Source organism: Nonomuraea turkmeniaca (assembly GCF_005889735.1).
Classification (GTDB): domain Bacteria; phylum Actinomycetota; class Actinomycetes; order Streptosporangiales; family Streptosporangiaceae; genus Nonomuraea; species Nonomuraea turkmeniaca.
This window is the reverse complement of record NZ_VCKY01000122.1, coordinates 1-20,315: the sequence shown is the minus strand read 5'-3', so window position 1 is coordinate 20,315 and position 20,315 is coordinate 1. Positions and strand designations below refer to the sequence as shown.

The window sequence follows — 20,315 nt, the reverse complement described above, 5'->3', positions numbered from 1 at the left end:
TACCTGGCAGAACGCGTTTGGGCGGGCCGCCGGGAGGCAGGGGATCCTCGTGACTGTCACGCTTGCGCTGGCGGGTGACACAATGCTCGGCCGCGGCGTGGCCGACGAGCTGGCCGTGTCCACGGACCCGGACGCGTACCTCGCCGACGGCGTCCGCGCGCATCTCGCCGAGGCCGACGCGATCCTGCTGAATCTCGAATGTTGCATCTCCGACCGGGGCACCCCGTGGTTCTCCCCCGGCAAGCCGTTCCATTTCCGGGCTCCGCCGCAGGCCGCGGACCTGCTCGCCGAGGTAGGGGTCAGCTGCGTCACGCTGGCCAACAACCACGCGCTCGACTACGGCTACGACGCGTTGCTGGACACCCGCGCGCACCTCGAACGCGTGGAGGTCCACGCGGTGGGCGCGGGCGCGGACGAGGCGCAGGCCCGGCAGCCGGTCGTGCTCACCGTGCGGGGACTGCGCATCGGCATCGTCGCCGCGACCGATCATCCGCTGGACTACGCGGCCACGCCCGACCGGCCGGGCGTGGCCTACGCGGACCTGCCCTCCGGTGTGCCGTCCTGGCTGACGGGCGCGGTGGCCGCGCTGCGGGCGGAGGCGGACGCCGTGCTGGTCACCCCTCATTGGGGTCCCAACATGACGGCCGGGCCGCGGCCCTACATCCGCGCGGCGGCCGCCACCCTGGTCGAGTCCGGGGCGAGCCTGGTCGCCGGTCACTCCGCGCACGTGGTGCACGGCGTCGCGCCGCCGGTCCTGTTCGACATGGGCGATTTCCTCGACGACTACAGGGTGGATCCCGAGCTGCGTAACGACCTGTCGTTCCTGTTCCTGGTGACGGTCGACGAGCTCGGCCCGGTACGCCTGCGGGGGGTGCCGCTCAAGCTCGAGTACGCCCGCACCGTGCTGGCCGACGGGGACGAACGCGCCTGGCTGGGCCGGCGCTTCACCAGTGCGTGCGCGGACTTCGGCGCCGTCGCCACCTGGGAGGACGGCCTGCTGGGCGCGGACATGCGGTGAATGGACTGTCTTTGTCCGGTTTGGGTAGTTTGAAGTGGGGAAACGGGAAAGTCCCGTCACCGCGATGGGGGAGGTGATGTCACCGATGACCCGCGAGATGGAGAGTCATCCCGACATCATCCGAATGCGGGAGAGGTACGAGGTCGCGGCGGCCAATCCGGCCGTTCAACTGGCGGACGGAGTGACCCTGCTGGCCGGGCTGTTCCTGGCGTTGTCGCCGTGGATCGTGGGATTCGCCAACGCCGGATCGCTCACCATGAACAACCTGGTCACCGGGATCGCCGTGGCGCTGCTGTCGCTGGGCTTCAGCTCCGCCTTCGGCCGCACGTACGGCATCGCCTGGACCGCCCCGTTCATCGGCCTGTGGACCATAGTGGCCCCATGGCTGATCCGGGGTGAGGCCACCACAGCCGGGACGGTCACCAATGTGATCGTCGGCGCTGTCATCACCGTCCTCGGCCTGATCACCGTGGGCATGGGCATGACGAGGAAAAGGCGGTGAGAACTGTCCCGGGCCGGAAGACCTCCGGCCCGGTCCCGTGCCACTCAACCGCGGGCGAACCTGGCTGCCCAAGGACCGGACAGGTCGGTCTCGTCCCAGGTCAGCATGTACGGCGGCAGCCTGACATCCTTGTGTACGGCCACCACCTGCGTCTGGTCCGCCAACGCCTGGCGGACGCGGGCCGGAAGCCGGTCCGCGAACCTCTGGATGACGCCTTGCGAGTCGCAGCCGAGCAGGTAGCCGATCTGCACGCCGTTCTGGCCGTAGACCAGGCACGGCGGGCGCACGCCCAGACTGCGCAGCTCCGCCGCGGCCCGGCCGATCTCCTCCCGGCCGTGACGGCCGGAGGCTCCCATGCCGTAGGCGTACGCCCCCTGGAGCAGCAGATGCGCCGCCAGCCCCGCGGTCACCGCGACCGCGACGGGGCGGCGCAGCCGCAGGCCCGCGACCGCCGCCTGCGCCACCGGTAGCGACAGCAAGGCGTAGGCAGGCGTGAGGAAACGCGGCGCCGCGTAGTCGACATAGAACAGGTACGGCAACGCCATCGCCACACCGGTGCCCGCGGCCAGGAGCAGCGGCGCCAGGCGGTGCTCGCGCCAGGCCGCCCACAGGCCGAGCGCGGCCATCAGGGGGATGGCCAGCCACCAGATGAGCGCCACCGGCGAGACCGGGCCGCAGTCCGCGCCGAACCGGCACAACGAGGGCCCGTCCAGCGCCCTGGCGTGCTCGACGAACGACACGCTCCACCCCATGGCGTTGTGCTCCCCCGCGTCCCGCAGCCGGGCAGCGAACCCGCCGAACCGCGCCTGCGCCTCGATCGCCCACTGACCCCATCCCACGACCAGTCCGGCCGCGATGGCGGCCAGCGCGGCGAGCCGGCGGCGGCGGAGCAGGGCGAGCGTCCCGGCGGCCAGGGCGGCCGCGGCGACCAGCGCGTCGGACGGCCGCATCAACGACATGACGGCCAGTGTTCCCGCGAGCCCCACCGGCGCCAGGTGGGCACGTTCCACCAGCACGAGGAAGCCGGTCGCGGCTACGGCGGCCAGCGCGACGTACAGGTTGGGCATGGCCTGGTTGCCGTAGAACAGCGTGAGCCAGCAGCCGCCGAACAGCAGTGCGGCCAGCGGCACCACGTGATCGGCGCGCACCCGCAGCCAGACGTAGAAGGCGCCGAACAGGCCCGCCGCCGAGACCACCGTCAGATACAGGCGCAGCACCACCACCGAATCGGTCAGCCCCACCACGGGCGCGACCAGGAGCGGCACGCCCCGCGCCCGAGGTGCGCTGAACACCGCGGGCGGCGCGTGCGGTGCCACCTGGCTGGCGTACACGGCCTCGTCCCAGCCGATGCCCAGGCGCGGCGACACGAGCAGCAGCTGAGCCACGCCGTACAGGATGCTCACCCACGCCAGCAGCACGACCGGCCGCACGGCGGGCGCACCACCGCCGGAAGGGGCCGGGCGCGGCACCGTCACCGCGGAAGAACGACGCCACAAGTCCACGACACCCCCACAAACAGGGGCCTATGCGGACATATCCGCAGGTTACGGTGCATTCACCGAGCGGCCCCACCACTGATCTGCAATCTGCTGGGTAGGACTGCCCTGAAAATCCCATCCTTCTTCTCAGGGAGGCGAAAAAGAATGGGCACAACGCACGGCAAGACGGTTCAGGACGTGATGCACCAGGGGGCGCAGTGCATCGGCGAGAACGACAGCCTGCGCATGGCGTCGCAGATGATGCGTGATCTGGGAGTCGGCGCACTGCCGATCTGCGGTGAGGACGACCGGCTCAAGGGCATCATCACCGACAGGGACATCGTGATCAAGTGCTGTGCCGAGGGCAAGGACCTCGACCGGACCACGGCGAGCGAGCTCGCCCACGGGCTGGTCTGGGTCGACGCCCACAGCAGCGTCGAAGAGGCGCTGGCGAAGATGGAGAAGCACCAGATCAAGCGCCTGCCCGTGATCGACAACCACCGGATCGTCGGCATGGTCAGCGAGTCGGACCTGGCCAAGGAGCTCCCGGACAACAAGCTCGCGGAGTTCGTCCACCGGGTCTACGCGCCGGCGTGACACCCGGGGTGCACCAGCAGGCTCATCACCGAGTTGGTGCGCCCGCCAACCCCCCCACCCGGGTGTGCGGGCCGGCGCCAAGCGTGGCCGGCGCAGGCTTCCAGCCCGCTCGCACCCCTAGTGAGGGGTCTTCCCGAGGAGCTCGTGCGCCTTGGCGGCGTGCTCCGACTCGACGAGGACCTCGTACTTGTCGGCGACCAGGCCGGCCTCCGAAACGAAGTCCCGGTGCCCGCCCTGCACCGCGTGCGCGATCAGACCGAAGATCGCTCCAGCGATAGCACCCCATAGCAGCGCCCAGAGCATCACGCCCATCAGGGGCAGGGCCGCTCTCGTGAAGAGCCCAAGGAACAGGCCGATGAGCAGGCCGAACCAGGCTCCGCTCAGCGCGCCCCAGCCGACCGCGCGCAGGTACGTCATGCGCGCGACGACCTGCTCGATCGAGCGCAGCCCGACGCCTACGATGAGCGTTCCCTTGACGGGGAACCCGTGGTCGGACAGGAAGTCGACGGTCTTCTGCGCCTCCTGGTAGCTGCGGTAGGTCGCGATCGGTTCCTTGTTGGTCGTGATGAGAGTCGATGACACCATGTGGGACACGGCTCCTCCTCCCCTCCCCATGCGGAGACATGCGGAGACGTCCTGTGCCTACAGTTCCGACCCTGCTCCTGGCCCCTCCCGGCCACATCCCCCAGACGTGTAGTCAGTCTCGTCTGCCGTCATTCGCCCGGCCGGGGTCGACGCGTCCCTGTGCCACCGCGAGGCGGGCGAGCTCGACGCGGGAGTTGATGCTCAGCTTCCGGTAGACCTGCCGCAGATGGAACGTGACCGTGTGCACGCTGATGAACATCTGCTCGGCGATCTGCCTGTTGGTCCACCCGTCCACGACCAGCAGGGAAACGGTGTACTCGGTCTCGGTGAGGCTGTCCCAGCCGGACGCCGGCCGTTTGGCGGAGTTCCAGTGCCGGTGGCGTACGCCCATACCGCGCAACCGCTGCCGGATGCGGGCCGCGTCCCTGACGGCTCCCGTCTCGGCGTACGCCGCCAGAGCGCGGTCCAGGCTCATGGTCGCCTTTTCGCGCTGCCCGGCCGCCTCGAGCGCCACGCCGAGATCCTCCTCGGCGGAGCCCCGCGCCCATACGTCCACGGCCTGTCCGGCGGCGCGGGCGAGAGCGTCGCGGTCGCCGGCGAGCAGGCCCCAGGCGTGCGCCGCGGACGCGGCCAGCGCGGGGAGCTCCGTGTTGGCCCGGCTGAGGGTGTCCGCCGCGGCGGCGACGGACTCGGCCGCCGCCCGGTCCTCGGCGCCGAGCGCGGCCCTGACCAGCCACGGGCCCGCCGTGGGCTCCATGGCGAGCGCCAGCGGCCAGGAGAGGCCGGCGAGCAGGGACATCGCGCTGCGCGGGCCGTCACGTGCCTCCGTGATCTGCGCGGCCAGCAGGGTGTGCCGGGTACGTGACTCCAGCGAGCCCTCGGGTGGGTCCGCGACATGTCGTGTCGCCTCGCGCAGGTCGCCACGCCGGAGTGCGACGGCGGCGAGCACGGCGCCGGCGGCCGCGGCGGACAGGGGCGTGTCGAGTGCGCCGGCGAGGTCCAGGGCGCGCTCCGCCTCATCGGTCGCACCGTCGAGCCGGCCCGCCGCCAGCTCGGCGCGGGCCTCCAGCGCCGCGGCGTCCGCGGCCCACGCCAGGTGGCCGCCGGCGTACATGTCCTTGCGCACCTGCCGGAGCAGTGTCCTGGCCTCGTCGAGCCGGTACACGTCCGTGAGCAGGGCGGCGGTGGCGAGGCACACCTCATAACGACGCTGCTCGGTCCGGTCCGCGCCGACCGGTGCCTCCTCGGCCGGCCGGTGGGCGTCCTCGGCCAGACGGCGGGCGTCGTCCGCCAGGCGGCGGGCGTCCTCGGCCAGGCGACGGGCGTCCTCGGTCAGGCGGCGGGCCTCCTCGGCCAGTGCCAGCGCGGTCTCGAACCGCCCTTCCTCCCGTTCGGCCGTGGCGCGGGCGATCAGCGCGGCGGCCGTGGCCGCGGGACCGTGCCGGGACCGTTCCTCCAGGACCTCGTTCGCGTACGCCGCCGCGACGCCGCCGCTTCGCCGGCGCGTGACCGCGTACAGCCGCACGAGGATCACCCGGTCGCGGACGTGCTCGGGCAGGCCGGGAACGGCCAGCACCGTCTCGGCCTCCCTGACGGCCTCCTCGCCCCGGCCGGTCAGGTACATGATCTCGGACAGGAGGGACCGCAGCTCGGCCATGACCGGCACGGACCCGTGATGGGCGAGGCGCCTCCTGACCATGCGCTCGGCCTCCCGCAGCCGCCCGTCGGCGATCGCGGCGTCCATGGCGGCGACGGCGGGCGCCGCCGCGGTGACGGCGTCCTCGAGCACGCCGAACTGCTCCAGCACCGCCTCCCGGACGGGGGGCGGGACCCAGGTGGCGACGACGTCCCTGACCAGCTCATGACGGAAGGCGAGGCCGTGCGCGGTCACGACCAGGACGCCCGCCGCCGTGGACTCCTCCATCGCCGGGAGCAGCGCGGCGGGCGTGGTGCCCAGCAACGACGTGGCGTGTTCGAGCGACAACGATCCGCCGAGCACCGCGACCGTCTCCACCAGGCTCCTGGCCTCCGCACCCAGGGGATCGACCCAGTTCCGCACCACCGTCCGCAGCTGGGCGGGCAGGCGCCCGCCCGGCGCCGCCGCTCGGAGCAGGCCTTCGTCGCGGAGGCCGGCGAGCAGCTCAGTGATCAGCAGCGGATTGCCGCCGGCGGCCGCCACGAGCGCTTGCGTCGCCGCGTCGGGCCGTTCGCCCAGCGTGTCCGTGGCCAGCTCCGTGACGGCGTCCGGCGAGAGCGGGGCAAGCGTCGTCCGCCTGGCCCCATGCCGTTCCAGCAAGTTGAACAGGGCGGCGGCCGGACAGTCCCGCACGGCTGTCGACCGGCTCAGCAACCAGCCGACGGGCCGGTCGGCGAGCAACTCGTGCAGGGTGCGGAGGATCTTCAGCGTCACCGGATCCGCGCGGTGCAGGTCGTCGAGCACGGCCAGCAAGGGAGCCCTGGCGTCGAAGGCCGCCTTCAGCCGGTCCAGCAACCGCGTTCCCGATCCCACGGGGACGGCGTCCTCCGGTTCGGCGCCCAGGTCGAGCGCCTCCAGCAACACGCCGCACGGAACGAGCTCCCCCAGCTCCGCCACGCCGCCCCGGACGACGTCGATGCCGCGTGCGGAGGCCTCGGCGGCGGCCTCGGCGAGCAGCCGGCTCCGCCCCGCGCCCGGTTCGCCGTCGACCAGGAGGGTCCCGCCACGCCGTCGCAGCACCCGCAGCAGGCCGACGACGTGGCGCCACTCCCGTTCACGTCCCCGCATGTCGCTGCCTCCGATGAAGCGCTTTCCTGCTCCGGGACGGGCGAATCTCATGCCTGTCAAGATCTTTCGCGCACCACGTGCCGGGGACGAGGCCTCGGCACGGCCGGAACGGGCCCGCGGCCTCCCCTACGACGGCCGGCGCGCTACCTCTTCCACACCGGGATCCTGGCCGTGGCGATCAATCTGGCCGCCGGTCCGGGCGAGCGGCGACGCGGTCCCGTTGGAAGGTGGCGTACAACCACCACAACGACGGGAGCAGCAACAACGCGCCCACGGCCAGCGAGCCCAGGCTGGCCGCCAGGACCGTGTCGGTGGCCGCCGCGTCGGCGAGCGAGACGCCGGGCAGCAGGGACGGGTACTGGCCGACGCCCCACCCCCACAACAGGCCCGTCACGGCGAGCGCGGCGGTGACGCGTACGGCGAGGTAGGCGCGCCGCCACAGCAGCACCAGCGAGGCCAGGCCGGCCACGACGGACAACAGCAGCAAGGGCAGGGCGCGGCCGGAGGTGATCTCCGCGAACAGGGCGGGCGCGTCGGCGCGGAGCACGAGCAGGCCCACAGCCGACAGCACTCCGACGACCGCGCCGCAGCCCAGGGCACGCCGCCGGAAGGCGTCCACGAGGTCGGCGGCGCCGGCGCGCTCGGCGTCGCGGGTCAGGTAGACGGCGGCCAGATACGCGGCGGTGCCCACGGCGAGCGCGCCCGCCGCCAGCGACGTGGGATTGACCCAGCTGCCGACGAGGTCGCCCTTGGCGATGCCCGGCGGCACCCTGCCCGAGGCGATCGCCCCGGCCACCGTGCCGAGGAAGAACGGCGTGACGACGGAGGAGAAGGCGAAGGTGGCGCCGAACAGCCGCTGCTGCCACAACTCGGTGGAGACCTTGCGGAAGGCGAACGCGGCGCCCCGCCCGATGATGCCCAGCGCCGCCAGCGTGAGCGGGATGTAGAGGGTGGAGGCGACCGCGGCGAACACCGGCGGAATGCCGGTCCACATCAGCACGATGACGAAGATCAGCCAGACGTGGTTGGCCTCCCAGACGGGGCCGATGGAGTGCTCGACCAGCGCCCGCTGCCGCCGCCCCGTCACCGCTCCGCCGGCCAGCAGGTCCCAGATCCCGCCGCCGAAGTCCGCGCCGGCGAACAGCACGTACGCGGTCAGCCCGACCCACAGGACGGCCAGCATGATCTCCGGCAGCGGCATGCGTCACACGACCTTGTAGTCGGTGACGTCACGCTCCTGCGGCGCGATCGGCACGGGGACGTCGCGGGCCAGCCGGCGCAGCACGTAGACGGTGGCCACGGTGAGCGCCACGTAGACCGCGGTCACCAGGACGAACCCGTACACCAGGCCGGGCGCCGGGTTGACCGCCTCCGACGTCCGCTGCACGCCGTACACGATCCACGGCTGCCGGCCCACCTCGGTGACGATCCAGCCGGCCTCCAGCGCCGCCACCGCGGCCACGCCCGAACACGCCGTCGCGCGCAGGAACCAGGGCGAGCTCGGCAGATCACGCCGTCGTTTCCAGGACAGCGCCAGCCAGACCGCCAGGACCAGCAGGGCGAAGCCCAGCCCCACCATGATCTGGAACGCCCAGTGCACGACGTTGACCGGCGGCCGGTCGGCGGGCGGGACCTCGTTCAGCCCGCGGATCTCGGCATGCGGATCCCAGTGGGCCAGGAGCGACAGCGCGTTGGGGATCTCCAGCGCGTACCGCAACTCGCCGTCGATCTCGATGCCGCCCAGGTGGAGCGGGACCCCTCGGGCGGTCTCGAACACGCCCTCCATGGCGGCGAGCTTGACCGGCTGATTGTTCGCGACGGCGTGCGCGGCCCAGTCGCCCACGCCGATCTGCACCGGAGTGACGATCGCCGCGACGGTCAGCGGGAGTAGCAGGCCGAGCCGGTGGTAGCGGTCGCGCCGGCCGCGCAGCATGGCGACGGCGTACACGCTCGCCATGGTGAACCCGGCGACCATGAACGCGGCCAGGATCATGTGGACGGTCAGAGTGGGCGCCGCCGGGTTGAACATGGCCGCCCACGGGTCCACCGTGGCGATGCGGCCGTTCTCGGCCGTGAATCCGACCGGCTGCTGCATCCAGGCGTTGGCGCAGACGACGAAGAACGCGCTGGCCACCCCCGCCAGCACGATCGGGATGCCGGACAGCAAGTGCGCCGTCGGCGGCAGGCGATCCCAGGCGTACAGGTAGATGCCGAGGAAGATGGCCTCGATGAAGAACGCGATGCCCTCCAGCGAGAACGGCAGCCCGATGATCTCGCCGTAGGTCCCCATCAGTCCAGGCCAGAGCAGTCCCATCTCGAACGACAGGATCGTCCCCGACACCGCGCCGACCGCGAACAACACGCCCAGCGCCCGGGCCCACCGGCGGGCCAGCAGCCGGTAGTGGACGTCGCCGGTGCGGTGGCCGCGCCACTCGGCGAGCAGCGTGATGGCCGGCATGCCGACGCCCAGGCAGGCGACGACGATGTGCCAGCCGAGCGACAGGGCCATCTGCATCCTGGCCGCGCCGAGATCGGCGATGCCGTCCACCGTCAGAGTGATCATCCCCGTTCCCCCATTTCCGACGGTAACCGAATGGCAGGTGGAATACATCAATCCAAAGGCGGATGTCGGTGCAACGTTGCTTCTCTAATCTGTCTTTCCATGAAAACCCTCGAGTCCAAAGTCGCCGTCATCACCGGCGCGGCGAGCGGCATCGGACGCGGAATGGCCGAGGCGTTCGCCACCGCGGGAATGCGCGTGGTGCTGAGCGACGTGGAGGAGACGGCACTACGCTCCACGGCGGCCGAGTTGCGCGAGGGAGGCGCGGACGTGCACGCCGTGCCGGCCGACGTGTCGCAGGCGGCGGACGTCGCCGCGCTCGCCGACTCCACGCTCGGCAAATACGGCGCCGTCCACGTGTTGTGCAACAACGCCGGCGTCCACACCGGCAGCAGGCCGAGCTGGGAGAGCACGCTCGACGACTGGGCGTGGATCCTCGGTGTGAACCTGATGGGCGTCGTGCACGGGATCAACACGTTCCTGCCCGTGATGATCGAGCAGGACGAGGACGCGCACATCGTCAACACAGCGTCAATTGCCGGCCTGCTGACGGGCGGCTCGTTGTACGGGGTGACAAAGTCGGCCGTCATCGCATTGTCAGAAACCGTTCATCTGGAAGTCATCTGTGGCGGTTTCAAACCGCGCATATCGGTCCTGTGTCCCGGCGTGGTCAACACGAACATCTTCAATTCCCAGCGCAACCGGCCGGCCCGATTTCCTGATGCCGGCCCGTTTCCGAGCGGCTGGTCCGTCGACGCCGCCCGGCAGGGGTTCGCACTCGGCCTCAGCCCGCGAGTCGTCGGCGAGGAGGTGGTGCAGGCGATTCGCGAGGAACGGTTCTACATCCTGACGCACCCCGAGCACGCCGGGCACATCGAGCACCGGATGACGCAGATCCTCCACGGCGAGAACCCGACAATTCCCCCGTTTCCGGACAGCTGATCGACAGGCTGGACAATCCTTTGCCCGGCATGATCACAATGTGAGGTTGTTCGTTCCTTCACCGCCCGGAGGGCGTACGTGATCAAACGAGGTATTGCGGGGCTTTCGGCCCTCATTGTCCTATTCGTCGGCATTCCCGGCGCGGCGGCGGACGGCACGTCCGCCCTCCCCACACACCCCGGGCCCGTCTACGCGACGGTCACCGACAAGAGCGGCAAACTCTCCCTCCAGACATTCGGACGTCCGGACGGGAAAGACATGGTGTTCCGGATCTCCGGCTCGGTGTACGCGAACATCGAGGGCAACAGCCTGGACCCGGCGATGCGGCACGGCCAGAAACTCTTCAACATCGAGGGCTACAACATCCGGCGGCTCTACCGGGTCCCCGACACGAACCAGCTCTACCAGCTCTCCCGGGAGATCGTCTTCTACACCGACCCCGCGGACCCGCAGCGCATCCTGCGCGAGTGGAAGAACCCGATCGACGGCAAGACCTACCCGGTCGTCCCCATCAACAACGACGCGGTGAACTTCGGCCCGTTCACCATCACCTCCTCCTACGTGGGCCCGCCGCTGCAGGACCTGCACGACGAGACCGTGTGGACCAGCGACATCCCCGTGCGCACGAACTTCGGCACCACGCTCGGCGAGGGATTCGGCCTGACCGGAGGCGTGTACGCCGCGCAGGAGATGTTCGACTTCTCCGTCGACGACAACGAGGTCGCGGCGCGCACCGGCTCCGGCGTCCCGGCCAGCGCGATGAAGACGAAGATCAGCTGGGCGCGGACCAGCCCGTGGACGCCGTTCATGTGCCTGGCCGAGAGCGACGTGCGCGGCCAGCTCACCTACCACGCCCGCAGCTGGTCGTTGAGCTCCTACGCCGCCATCGAGCCGTGGCTGCGAGCCGAGGTCGAAGCCAATCACCCGCTGTACACAGCCGCTCCCACCGCTCCTGGCCCGAGCGAGAACTCCTGGACGTCCTTCTACAACAAGCAGCTCGGCAAGGGCGCCACCACCTGGGCAGGCTGGTGCGCCGCCAACGGCCGCCCATGAACGTCCGCAACCCGGTCACCGGCCGGATCGAGCGGCCGCTCGATCCGGTCCGGCCCGAGCGGCTCGCCGGCGTCGCGGCGGAGCTGCGCGCCATGGCCCCCGCCTGGCGGGACGCCGACCGCGGCGCGCTGCTGTCGCGGTTCGGCGCCGCGCTCGCCGACGACGACACTCTGCTCGCCGCGCTGGTGGCCGACACGGGCAGAGTCGCGGAGTCGCTGCTGGAGCGGCAGATCGTGGCCGGTCTGATCGACCGGTGGGTACGCCAGGCGCCCGTGCTGCTGGCGCCGCCCGCCGAGTTCCCCGCCTCGTTGCCCGGCGTGCACGTCGGCGGGGACGCGGTGCCGTACGAGCTGGTCGGGGCGATCACCCCGTGGAACTTCCCGCTGCTGCTCGGCCTCATAGACGCCGTGCCGGCGCTGGCCGCCGGCTGCGCGGTGGTGGTCAAGCCGAGCGAGGTGACGCCCAGGTTCATCGAGCCGCTCATGCGGCTGGTGCCCGACGGGTTGCCGCTGCGGGTCGTCGAGGGCGACGGCGCGACGGGGGCGGCGCTGGTGGACCTGGTGGACGCCGTGGTGTTCACCGGCAGCGTGCCGACCGGGCGGCTGGTGGCGCAGGCCGCCGCCCGCGCTTTCGTGCCCGCGTACCTGGAGCTCGGTGGCAAGGACCCGGCGATCGTGCTGGCCGGCGCCGACCTCGACCGGGCGAGCTCGGCAATCCTGTGGGGCGGCACCGCCAACGCCGGGCAGGCCTGTCAGTCCATCGAGCGGGTCTACGTGGCCCGCGAGGTGCACGACGAGTTCCTGGCGCTGCTCGCCGGCAAGGCCGCCCAGGTCGGCCTGACCTGCGAGGGCGGGCCCATCGGGCCGATCATCGCACCGGAGCAACCCGACCTGATCGCCGCGCACCTGGCCGACGCCGTGGGCAAGGGCGCGGTCGTGCACACGGGCGGGGTGATCGAGCGGCACGGCGGCGGCCACTGGTGCCGCCCGACCGTGTTGTCCGGGGTCGACCACACGATGCTGGTGATGACGGAGGAGACGTTCGGCCCGCTGTTGCCGGTCATGGCCGTGGACGGCGTGGACGAGGCGGTCGCGGCGGCCAACGACTCGGTGTACGGGCTGTCGGCGGCGGTCTTCGCCGCCACGGAGGAGGCGGCCAGGGCCGTGGCGGCCCGGCTGCACGCCGGGGCGGTGAGCGTCAACGACGCCTCGCTGACCGCGCTCGTGCACGAGGGCGAGAAACACTCCTTCCGGCTGTCCGGACTCGGCGGCTCCCGCATGGGCACCGCCTCCATCAACCGCTTCCTCCGCCGCCGGGCCTTCCTGGTCAACCGATCCGACGCCGCCGACCCGTGGTGGCACGCGACGAAGGAGTAACCGGATGGGACTGCGCGCCGGCATGCCGCTGCTGGCCCGGCACGAGGGCGAGTGGGAGGGCGAGTACCTCCACCTCGGCCGCGACGGGACCCTGCTCGACCGGCACCGCGTCCGGATGACCTGCCGCATCGTCGGCGACGACGCCTACCACCAGGTCAACCGCTACACCTGGGACGACGGGCGCACCGAGGTGCACGAGTTTCCCGGCGCGTACCTCGGCGGCGGGCGGTGCGGCTTCGACACCGACCGGCTCAAGGGCGTGTTCTGGGAGGTGGACGACAGCACGATCTACCTCACCTGGGAGTACAAGGGGCAGCCGCTGCGGCTGTTCGAGATGATCGTGCTGAGTGCGGACGGCAAGTCGCGCAGCCGGGTCTGGCAGTGGCTGGAGGACGGCGTGTGCGTGCGGCGCACCCTGATCGACGAGAGGCGCGTGGCATGACCGCCTATACCGCGCTGGCGCTGCAGGTGCGGACCCGGTCCATCAACGGGGCCGCCGATCCACGGGCCGAGATCCGCGCCGCGATCGAGCGGATCGGCGCGCAGGTCGGCGGCTCGAAGGCATGGCTGGGGCCCGGCCTGCGGCTGGTGGTGCTCCCCGAGTACGTGCTGACCGGCTTCCCGATGCGGGAGAGCTTCGCCGAGTGGCGGGAGCAGGCCGCGCTCGATCCCGACGGCCCGGAGTACCGGGCACTCGCCGGGATCGCCGTCGCGCACGACGTGTTCCTGTGCGTGAACGCCTACGAGCGTGACGAGCACTTCCCCGAGTTGTACTTCCAGGCGTCGGTGATCCTCTCCCCCGCCGGGAAGACGGTGTTGCGGTACCGCAGGCTGCACTCGATGTTCACGCCGACCCCGTACGACGTGTGGGGCGACTACGTGGAGATCTACGGCATGGACGGCGTGCTGCCGGTGGCCCGCACCGAGATCGGCAACCTGGCGGTGCTGGCCTCGGAGGAGATCCTGATGCCAGAGCTGGCCCGCGCGCTGGCGCTGCGCGGCGCGGAGGTGTTCTGCCACCCCACGTCCGAGGCGTCGTCCCCGGCGCTGACGCCCAAGGCGATCGCCCGCCGGGCCAGAGCGGTGGAGAACCTGGCCTACGTGGTGTCGGCCAACACCGGCGGCCTGTCCGGCATCGCCATCCCCGGCGACTCCACCAACGGCGGCTCGGAGCTGATCGACCACGAGGGCCGGGCGCTCGCGCAGGCCGGCGCGGGCGAGTCGCTGGTGGCCGCGGCGGAGCTCGACCTCACCGTCCTGCGCCGGGCGCGGCGGCGGCCCGGCATGGCCAACCTGCCGAGCCGCGTGAAGACCGCGTTGTGGGCCGAGGAGTACGCCAGGCACGACGGCGAGCCGCCCGGCGGGCTGGCGGGCGGCGCCCGGGATCGCGCCTGGTTCCGCACCCGGCAGGCCGAGACGATCGAGCGGTTGTACGGCTAGCCGCGGGCGCCGCGGTGCCAGGACAACAGCAGCCGCTCGACTCCCAGGAACGCGGTGTTGAGCGCGATGCCGAGCAGCCCGAGCAGCACGATCACGGCCCACAAGGCGGGGATGTCGAACTGGCTCTGTGCTTCCAGCATGCGGTGACCAATGCCCTCGCTGCTGCCGACCAGCTCCGAGATGACCATCATGATGAGCGCCAGGGACACGCTCAGCCGCAGCCCGGCGAAGATCTTCGGGGAGGCGGCGGGCAGGATGATCCGGGTCAGCCGGTGCCAGGCGCTCAGCCGGTAGACGGCGCCGGTCTCGATGTACTGGCGGTCGACGTGGCGGGCGCCGTCCATGGAGTTGATCAGCACCGGCCAGATGACGCCGTACACGATCGCGGCCAGCTCCATCGGGGTGCCGATCTTGAACAGCAGCAGGAAGACCGGCACCAATGTCGCGGGCGGCACCGACCTGCCGAAGTGCACCAGCGGCTCCACCAGCGCCGACAGCAGGTACGAGCGGCCGAGCGCGACCCCGGCCAGCACGCCGGCCGCGCACGCCACGCCCCAGCCGGTGAACAACCTGGCCAGGCTCGGCAGCAGGTCGGCGATGGCCTCGTCGGTCAGGAACGCCCGCCAGATCGGCCCCGAGAACCACATCTCGTGCAACCTGACCACGATCCGCGACGGCGGCGGGAAGTAGGCGGCCTGCGCCGACCGGGCGGCCAGCTCCCAGGCGAGGACGGCCACGGGTAGCAGCCAATAACGCGGCCAATAACGCGGCCAGAGCGGCTGCCGGTTCATGCGGCGTCCCCCGTACGGGCCTGGTGCCAGCGGAAGACGCGCCGCTCGGCCGCGGTGAACAGCACGTTGGCGGCCAGCCCGATGAGCCCGGCCCACACGACCACCGCGAACACCCGGTCGGCCCGGTTCGCGCTGCCCGCCAGCGACTGGAACGCGCCCATCCCGCCCCCGCCCGGGGCCAGCAGCTCCACGCTCACGGCCACGATCAGGGTGACGGACACGGCGATGCGTACGCCGGTGGCGATGAACGGCGCCGCGCTCGGCAGGCTCACCCGCAGCACCACCGCCAGCGGGCCGAAGCCGAAGCTCCGCAGCGTGTCCTTGGCCAGCGGGTCGACGTCGCTCAGGCCGTACATCGTGTTGATCAGCAGCGGCCACGAGCACGTGTAGACGACCAGCGCGGTCTTGGCGTCGTGGCTGTCCGGGAAGACGAACACCGCCAGCGGGATCAGCGACACCGACGGGATCGGCCGCAGGAACTCCACCAGCGGCCGCGTCGAGCGCTCCAGGAACGGCACCGTGCCGAGCAGCAGCCCGGCGGGCACGGCCACCGCGATCGCGATCGCCAGCCCGCTCAGGCAGGCCGCCAGCGTGGCCAGCACGTCAGCGCGGAACTGCTCCTCCATCGGCAGCAACGCCGCCGCCGCCAGCACTTCCGACATGTACGGCATCACGTCGGGAACGAGCCCGGCCCGTCCCACCAGCTCGGCGATCGCGAGGAACCCCACGACCCCGGCGGCACCCAGGAGCCCCCGCTCCAGGCGCCCGCCGGTCATCCGCTCATCGGCGCGAACAGCTGCGCCGTGTCCACCTTCGCCTTGAGGTAGCCATAGCCGTGCAGCAGGTCGGCCAGCTTCTGCACGGTGGCCTTGTCGGCCTCCATCGAGAACGTGCCGAGCGTCATGGCCGCCGCCGCGTCCGCCGGGATCTGCGTGTACGTCGGCACGACCTCGTCGATCGCCTTGCGGTCGGAGCCGGCGATCTGCTGGGCCTTGGCCAGCGCGCGGTGCAGGGCGGCCGCCGTCTTCGGGTTCTTGGCCAGCCAGTCCTCGCTGACGCCCCACCCGTCGATCGGCACGCCGGCCGTGACGCCGCTGGTGGTGTCGATGATCTGGGTGGCGCCACCCTTCTTGGCAGCGGTCAGGAAGGGCTCCACCAGCCAGGCCGCGTCCACCTTGCCGGAGGACAGCGCGCTGATCTGGTCGGCGAACGGCACGGGAACGTACTTGGCGTCCTCCGGCTTGAGCCCGGCCTCCTGCAGGTGGGCGTTGGTCAGCGTCTGCCCGAGCGCCTTCAGCACGTTGACCGCGATCGTCTTGCCCTTGAGGTCGGCCGGCGACTTGATCGGCGAACCCTTGGCCACCACGACGCCGGCCACGTTCGGGGCGGCCTCCTGGCTGTGCTGGAAGAGCTTCAGTTTGGCCGCGCCCGAGTCGTTGATCGCCATCAGCGACACGTAGCTCGTCAGGAAGGCGTCCATGCTGCCGTTGAGGATCTTCGGCATGACCGCCTGCGGCGCCTGGATGATCTCCGTCTTGACGGTCAGCCCCTCTTCCTTGAAGAAACCGCGCTTCTCGGCGATGAACAGCGGCGCCGACGACGGCACCGGCACCACGCCGATCAGAAGCTGCGTCTTCTCCAATCCACCCGAGGACGCCGTCCCGCCCGTGTCGGTCCCGCCCCCTCCTCCGCACGCGCTCACTGTCAGCGCGATCGCCATACCCGCGACGACGATCCTGGCCAGCTTCATGCCACTGCCTTTCTGGGTCCTGTCATCAGGTGGAGCACGCCTCGCGGCTACCGGCCGGGACCGGCGGCAACCATCGACGCTACGTCGACCTCGGTCTTGAGGTAGCCGAACTGGAACATCAGGTCGGCGACTCGCTGGATGCGGGTGGGGTTGAGCGACGTGGGGAAGGTCCCCATCGCCATGGTCATCGCCGCTTCCTTGGGCGTCTGTGTGTAGCTGGCGACGGTCTCGGCCAGGAGGACACGGTCGGTCGCGGCCAGCGTCTGCCCCTTGGCCAGCGCCCGCTGGAAGGCGGCCGCGGTCTTGGGATATTTCCGCACCCAGTCCTCCGTCGCGGCCCACCCGTCGATCGGCAGCTTGTCAGTCGGTCCCGTGTTGGTGTCCAGCAGCAGCCGCACACCGGCGTTCTGGGCGCTGGACAGGAACGGCTCCACCATCCACGCCGCGTCCACCTGCTTCTTCTTGAGCGCCACCAACTGGTTGTGGAAGTCCACGACGACGAACTTCACCTGCTCCGGCGTCACCCCATAGGGCTTCAGATGCGCGCTCACGGACATCGTGCCGAGGTTGTTGAGCGAATTGACGGCGATCGTCTTGTCCTTGAGATCCTGGGCCTTCTGTAACTCCGAATCCTGCGGCACCACGACGCCGGCGATGCCGGGCGAGGCCTGCAGAGCATCGTAGAGGATCTTCAGTTTGGCCGTGCCACTGCCTTGAACGTTGATGAGCGAGACGTAGCTGCCCTTGAAGACGTCGATGCTGCCGTTGAGGATCCTGGGCATCACCGCCTGCGGCGCCTGGATCGTCTCCATCTTGACGGTCAGGCCCTCTTCCTTGAAGAAGCCCTTGCGGTCGGCGATGAACACCCCCGCGGAGGACGGCGTGGGGCTGATGCCGATGAGCAGCGAAGTCTTTTCCAGACCGCTGGACGGGGCCGGTCCGACAGCCACGCCGGTGCACGCCGCCGTCACGAGGATCGTGCCGAGCACCGCCAGCCACGCCCGGAAAGCGGGCCCCGATTCCATGAGTTCTCCCTTGGCGCGTCAAGCGTCGAAAGGCCGGGCGGTGATCTTACAGCAGCGAGTGCGACGAATGCCATGAAATGATCCTGACGAACGGCTCAGTCAATCGTCACCCCTTGTCCCCACATGTCCGAAATATGAGTCAGTCTGACATTTCTAAAATGTCAGATGTCTTGTAAGTCTGCGAGACTAGTCCATCCCGCACCGGTATGCTCAAATTGCTCTTCGTACACAAGGGCGAGCAGAGGCCGCCTCCCGTACCAAGATGTGTTTTCGGTGAGAGGGATCCAGCGGGGTGAATCAGGCGACTGTGGACATTCGTCCTCCCGGCCCTCCATTGGCCTCCAAATCAGTGCATAACCGGACGAAGAACCCACGTGGTCGCCGATTCCGGCTCCGCGATTTGAAGGTGCGTTCGCGGCTGATCGCGCTGATTCTCATCCCGACCGTGCTGGGGGTTCTGGTCGGGGCGCAGCAGGTCATCGCCTCGTGGAACGCGGCCGGCCAGTACCAGCGCATTCTGGACAAGGCCGAGCTCAGCGCCTCGGTCACCGAGGTCGCCCATCAGCTGGCGCTCGAGCGGGACCTGGCGATGCTCTACATCGCCGCCGGCCGCACGCCGGAGCGGGAGGAGCCGCTGCGCGAGCAGTTCGTCGTCGTCGACCAGGCCACCGCGGACATGCGGGCGAAAGCCGCCGCGATCACCACCGACCATGGGGAGAGTGCCTGGACGCTCGGCCGCCAGATCCTCACCCGCCTGCCCGAGATCGGCGCGGCCCGCACCACGGTGCTCAAGACCGAGGTGCTCGCCCTGCCCACGCTGTCGCGGTACGCCCAGATCATCGTCGCCTTCCAGCAGTTCCACGACGAGATCGCCCAGGGCGGCGAGGACGAGACGCTGGCCGCCGCCGTGCGGGCGCTGTCCGCGCTGGCCAAGGCGCACGAGGCCGCCTCGCAGCAGCGTGGCGTGCTCGCGGCGGTGGCCTCGGCCGGCCGGTTCCAGAGCGGCGAGCTCGACCGGTTCATGGCCGCCCGGGCCCAGCAGGAGAGCGAGCTGGAGGTCTTCCGGTCGGTGGCCACGCTGGAGGAGCGGCAGGCGTACGACGACACCGTCACCGGCACGCTGGTCGATCGGGCCGAGGTGATCCGGCTGCGTGCCCTCGCGCTGGCCGGCGAGAGCGGCCCCATCGACATCGCCCCGGAGAGCGGCGAGGACGCCGACTTCTGGTTCGCGGCGATCAGCGGCACCGTCGACGGCATGTGGGCGGTGCAGAAGCGGATCGGCGCCTCGATCATCGTGCAGGGCCGGACGCTCGAGGACGCCGCGCGCCGCGACGCCGTCGTGGCCGCCACCTACATCCTCTTGTTGCTGCTGCTCGTCTTGCTGATCACCACCATGGTGGCCCAGTCCCTGGTCAGCCCGCTCCGCAGGCTGCGCCGGGAGGCCCTGGACGTCGCCGGCTCCCGGCTGCCCAGGACCGTGCGCCGGCTGCGCGAGACCGGCGATGAATCGACTCTTACCGTCGCGCCCATCGACGTGGACTCCTACGACGAGATCGGCGAGGTCGCCAGGGCCTTCGACGAGGTGCACCGCGAGGCCATCCGGCTGGCCGGCGAGGAGTCCCGGCTGCGCGCGAACATCAACGCCATGTTCGTCAACCTGTCCAGGCGCAGCCAAACGCTCGTCCAGCGGCAGATCAAGCTCATCGACGGGCTCGAGCAGGGCGAGCAGGACGATCGGCGGCTGGCCGACTTCTTCGCGCTCGACCACCTGGCCACGCGCATGCGGCGCAACAACGAGAGCCTGCTCATCCTGGCCGGCCAGGAGCCGCCCCGGCGCTGGAACCATCCGGTCGGCCTGGCCGACATCGTCCGCGCCGCCTTGTCCGAAGTGGAAGGCTATCAGCGCGTCGCCGTCGAGATCACCGTGAACGGCGCGGTCGCCGGGCCGGCGGTCAGCGACACCATCCATCTGCTGGCCGAGCTGATCGAGAACGCGCTCTCCTTCTCGCCGCGTGACACCCGCGTGCTGGTCTCCACCGGCACGATCGACGGCGGCATCATGGTGTCCGTCACCGACACCGGCATCGGCATGACCCAGAACGAGCTGGCGCACGCCAACGAGCGGCTGGCCCACGTGCCCGAGGTGGACGTGTCGGCCTCGCGCCGCATGGGGCTGTACGTGGTCGCCCGGCTGGCCTACCGCCACGGCATCCGCGTGCAACTGCGCTCCCACGAGACGGGCGGCCTGATCGCCATGGTGCTCCTGCCCGACGCGCTGCTCCACGCCACCTCCCCCGCGTATCCCACGATCCCGACACCGCCGCCGTCCGGCCCCTGGGGTGCGGCCTCCCGTCCCAACCGGTCCACCACCGACTGGCCGTCCTTCGCCCTGTCTCTTATTCACATCTCCGAGCCCACGAGACCCTAAGACGAC

18 protein-coding genes are annotated in these 20,315 nt (G+C 70.7%); 9 read left to right on the top strand and 9 right to left on the bottom strand.

The annotated features are described in order from the left end of the window. The first annotated feature begins 49 nt into the window (after positions 1-49). Both ETD86_RS30815 and ETD86_RS30810 read left to right on the top strand, forming a co-directional pair. The gene (locus ETD86_RS30815; RefSeq protein ID WP_138669995.1) at positions 50-1,018 is read left to right on the top strand and encodes a CapA family protein; all 969 of its coding nucleotides are present in this window, start codon (positions 50-52) and stop codon (positions 1,016-1,018) included. Positions 1,019-1,103: 85 nt separating this feature from the next. Then, positions 1,104-1,520 (top strand): SPW repeat protein, encoded by a 417-nt coding sequence (locus ETD86_RS30810; protein ID WP_211370416.1) that lies wholly within the window; start codon positions 1,104-1,106, stop codon positions 1,518-1,520. Positions 1,521-1,564: 44 nt separating this feature from the next. On the opposite strand, the gene ETD86_RS30805 is transcribed toward ETD86_RS30810, so the two are convergent. Continuing rightward, complete coding sequence (locus ETD86_RS30805; RefSeq protein ID WP_138669992.1) at positions 1,565-2,995, bottom strand: hypothetical protein; 1,431 nt, start codon at positions 2,993-2,995, stop codon at positions 1,565-1,567. Positions 2,996-3,163: 168 nt separating this feature from the next. On the opposite strand from ETD86_RS30805, the gene ETD86_RS30800 reads away from it, so the two are divergent. Next, positions 3,164-3,595, top strand: coding sequence for a CBS domain-containing protein (locus tag ETD86_RS30800; protein WP_138669990.1), 432 nt, complete (start codon positions 3,164-3,166; stop codon positions 3,593-3,595). Positions 3,596-3,712: 117 nt separating this feature from the next. On the opposite strand, the gene ETD86_RS30795 is transcribed toward ETD86_RS30800, so the two are convergent. The 4 genes from ETD86_RS30795 to ETD86_RS30780 all read right to left on the bottom strand — a co-directional run bounded on the left by ETD86_RS30795 (position 3,713) and on the right by ETD86_RS30780 (position 9,507). Next, positions 3,713-4,180 carry a YflT domain-containing protein gene (locus ETD86_RS30795; RefSeq protein WP_138669988.1) on the bottom strand — a complete coding sequence of 156 codons (468 nt, stop codon included), beginning with the start codon at positions 4,178-4,180 and terminating at the stop codon, positions 3,713-3,715. Between the two features lie 112 nt (positions 4,181-4,292). Further along, complete coding sequence (locus ETD86_RS30790; RefSeq protein WP_170223361.1) at positions 4,293-6,944, bottom strand: helix-turn-helix transcriptional regulator; 2,652 nt, start codon at positions 6,942-6,944, stop codon at positions 4,293-4,295. 178 nt (positions 6,945-7,122) lie between these two features. Beyond that, on the bottom strand, positions 7,123-8,145 hold the full coding sequence (locus ETD86_RS30785) for a cytochrome d ubiquinol oxidase subunit II (protein ID WP_138669984.1): 1,023 nt from the start codon (positions 8,143-8,145) through the stop codon (positions 7,123-7,125). A 3-nt stretch (positions 8,146-8,148) separates the two neighbouring features. Next, positions 8,149-9,507 (bottom strand): cytochrome ubiquinol oxidase subunit I, encoded by a 1,359-nt coding sequence (locus tag ETD86_RS30780; protein WP_138669982.1) that lies wholly within the window; start codon positions 9,505-9,507, stop codon positions 8,149-8,151. Between the two features lie 99 nt (positions 9,508-9,606). Here ETD86_RS30780 and ETD86_RS30775 point away from each other — a divergent pair, with 99 nt between their 5' ends. The 5 genes from ETD86_RS30775 to ETD86_RS30755 all read left to right on the top strand — a co-directional run bounded on the left by ETD86_RS30775 (position 9,607) and on the right by ETD86_RS30755 (position 14,315). Further along, the gene (locus tag ETD86_RS30775; RefSeq protein ID WP_211370415.1) at positions 9,607-10,446 is read left to right on the top strand and encodes an SDR family NAD(P)-dependent oxidoreductase; all 840 of its coding nucleotides are present in this window, start codon (positions 9,607-9,609) and stop codon (positions 10,444-10,446) included. 78 nt (positions 10,447-10,524) lie between these two features. After that, the gene (locus ETD86_RS30770; RefSeq protein ID WP_138669978.1) at positions 10,525-11,499 is read left to right on the top strand and encodes a DUF1838 family protein; all 975 of its coding nucleotides are present in this window, start codon (positions 10,525-10,527) and stop codon (positions 11,497-11,499) included. Next, positions 11,496-12,875: an aldehyde dehydrogenase family protein gene (locus tag ETD86_RS30765; protein ID WP_138669976.1), complete on the top strand. Its 1,380-nt coding sequence runs from the start codon at positions 11,496-11,498 to the stop codon at positions 12,873-12,875. The genes ETD86_RS30770 and ETD86_RS30765 overlap by 4 nt, the downstream gene beginning before the upstream one ends. A gap of 4 nt (positions 12,876-12,879) precedes the next feature. Next, positions 12,880-13,317 (top strand): DUF3598 domain-containing protein, encoded by a 438-nt coding sequence (locus ETD86_RS30760; protein WP_138669974.1) that lies wholly within the window; start codon positions 12,880-12,882, stop codon positions 13,315-13,317. Further along, positions 13,314-14,315 carry a nitrilase-related carbon-nitrogen hydrolase gene (locus ETD86_RS30755; protein WP_138669972.1) on the top strand — a complete coding sequence of 334 codons (1,002 nt, stop codon included), beginning with the start codon at positions 13,314-13,316 and terminating at the stop codon, positions 14,313-14,315. The genes ETD86_RS30760 and ETD86_RS30755 overlap by 4 nt, the downstream gene beginning before the upstream one ends. Here the strand turns inward: ETD86_RS30755 and ETD86_RS30750 are convergent. From ETD86_RS30750 to ETD86_RS30735, 4 genes are read right to left on the bottom strand one after another with little or no spacing between them, the layout of a single operon-like run. Continuing rightward, a complete protein-coding gene (locus ETD86_RS30750; protein WP_138669970.1) occupies positions 14,312-15,106 on the bottom strand; it encodes an ABC transporter permease in 795 nt (264 codons plus the stop codon). The two genes, ETD86_RS30755 and ETD86_RS30750, sit on opposite strands and share 4 nt — an antisense overlap. Beyond that, entirely contained in the window at positions 15,103-15,882 is a 780-nt protein-coding gene (locus tag ETD86_RS30745; protein WP_138669968.1) for an ABC transporter permease, read from the bottom strand. Before ETD86_RS30745 ends, ETD86_RS30750 begins: the two co-directional genes overlap by 4 nt. Next, positions 15,879-16,856, bottom strand: coding sequence for an ABC transporter substrate-binding protein (locus tag ETD86_RS30740; RefSeq protein WP_138669966.1), 978 nt, complete (start codon positions 16,854-16,856; stop codon positions 15,879-15,881). Before ETD86_RS30740 ends, ETD86_RS30745 begins: the two co-directional genes overlap by 4 nt. A gap of 47 nt (positions 16,857-16,903) precedes the next feature. Further along, positions 16,904-17,881 (bottom strand): ABC transporter substrate-binding protein, encoded by a 978-nt coding sequence (locus ETD86_RS30735; RefSeq protein WP_138669964.1) that lies wholly within the window; start codon positions 17,879-17,881, stop codon positions 16,904-16,906. Positions 17,882-18,287: 406 nt separating this feature from the next. Here ETD86_RS30735 and ETD86_RS30730 point away from each other — a divergent pair, with 406 nt between their 5' ends. Beyond that, the gene (locus ETD86_RS30730; protein ID WP_138669962.1) at positions 18,288-20,309 is read left to right on the top strand and encodes a sensor histidine kinase; all 2,022 of its coding nucleotides are present in this window, start codon (positions 18,288-18,290) and stop codon (positions 20,307-20,309) included. Positions 20,310-20,315 lie beyond the last annotated feature (6 nt).

Excerpts from the sequence above, each read along its gene's own strand:
- ETD86_RS30810 (WP_211370416.1), top strand. The coding sequence starts at position 1,104 with ATGACCCGCGAGATGGAGAGTCATCCCGACATCATCCGAATGCGGGAG.
- ETD86_RS30800 (WP_138669990.1), top strand. The coding sequence starts at position 3,164 with ATGGGCACAACGCACGGCAAGACGGTTCAGGACGTGATGCACCAGGGG.
- ETD86_RS30795 (WP_138669988.1), bottom strand. The coding sequence starts at position 4,180 with ATGGTGTCATCGACTCTCATCACGACCAACAAGGAACCGATCGCGACC.
- ETD86_RS30790 (WP_170223361.1), bottom strand. The coding sequence starts at position 6,944 with ATGCGGGGACGTGAACGGGAGTGGCGCCACGTCGTCGGCCTGCTGCGG.
- ETD86_RS30785 (WP_138669984.1), bottom strand. The coding sequence starts at position 8,145 with ATGCCGCTGCCGGAGATCATGCTGGCCGTCCTGTGGGTCGGGCTGACC.
- ETD86_RS30780 (WP_138669982.1), bottom strand. The coding sequence starts at position 9,507 with ATGATCACTCTGACGGTGGACGGCATCGCCGATCTCGGCGCGGCCAGG.
- ETD86_RS30775 (WP_211370415.1), top strand. The coding sequence starts at position 9,607 with ATGAAAACCCTCGAGTCCAAAGTCGCCGTCATCACCGGCGCGGCGAGC.
- ETD86_RS30765 (WP_138669976.1), top strand. The coding sequence starts at position 11,496 with ATGAACGTCCGCAACCCGGTCACCGGCCGGATCGAGCGGCCGCTCGAT.
- ETD86_RS30760 (WP_138669974.1), top strand. The coding sequence starts at position 12,880 with ATGGGACTGCGCGCCGGCATGCCGCTGCTGGCCCGGCACGAGGGCGAG.
- ETD86_RS30755 (WP_138669972.1), top strand. The coding sequence starts at position 13,314 with ATGACCGCCTATACCGCGCTGGCGCTGCAGGTGCGGACCCGGTCCATC.
- ETD86_RS30750 (WP_138669970.1), bottom strand. The coding sequence starts at position 15,106 with ATGAACCGGCAGCCGCTCTGGCCGCGTTATTGGCCGCGTTATTGGCTG.
- ETD86_RS30745 (WP_138669968.1), bottom strand. The coding sequence starts at position 15,882 with ATGACCGGCGGGCGCCTGGAGCGGGGGCTCCTGGGTGCCGCCGGGGTC.
- ETD86_RS30740 (WP_138669966.1), bottom strand. The coding sequence starts at position 16,856 with ATGAAGCTGGCCAGGATCGTCGTCGCGGGTATGGCGATCGCGCTGACA.
- ETD86_RS30735 (WP_138669964.1), bottom strand. The coding sequence starts at position 17,881 with ATGGAATCGGGGCCCGCTTTCCGGGCGTGGCTGGCGGTGCTCGGCACG.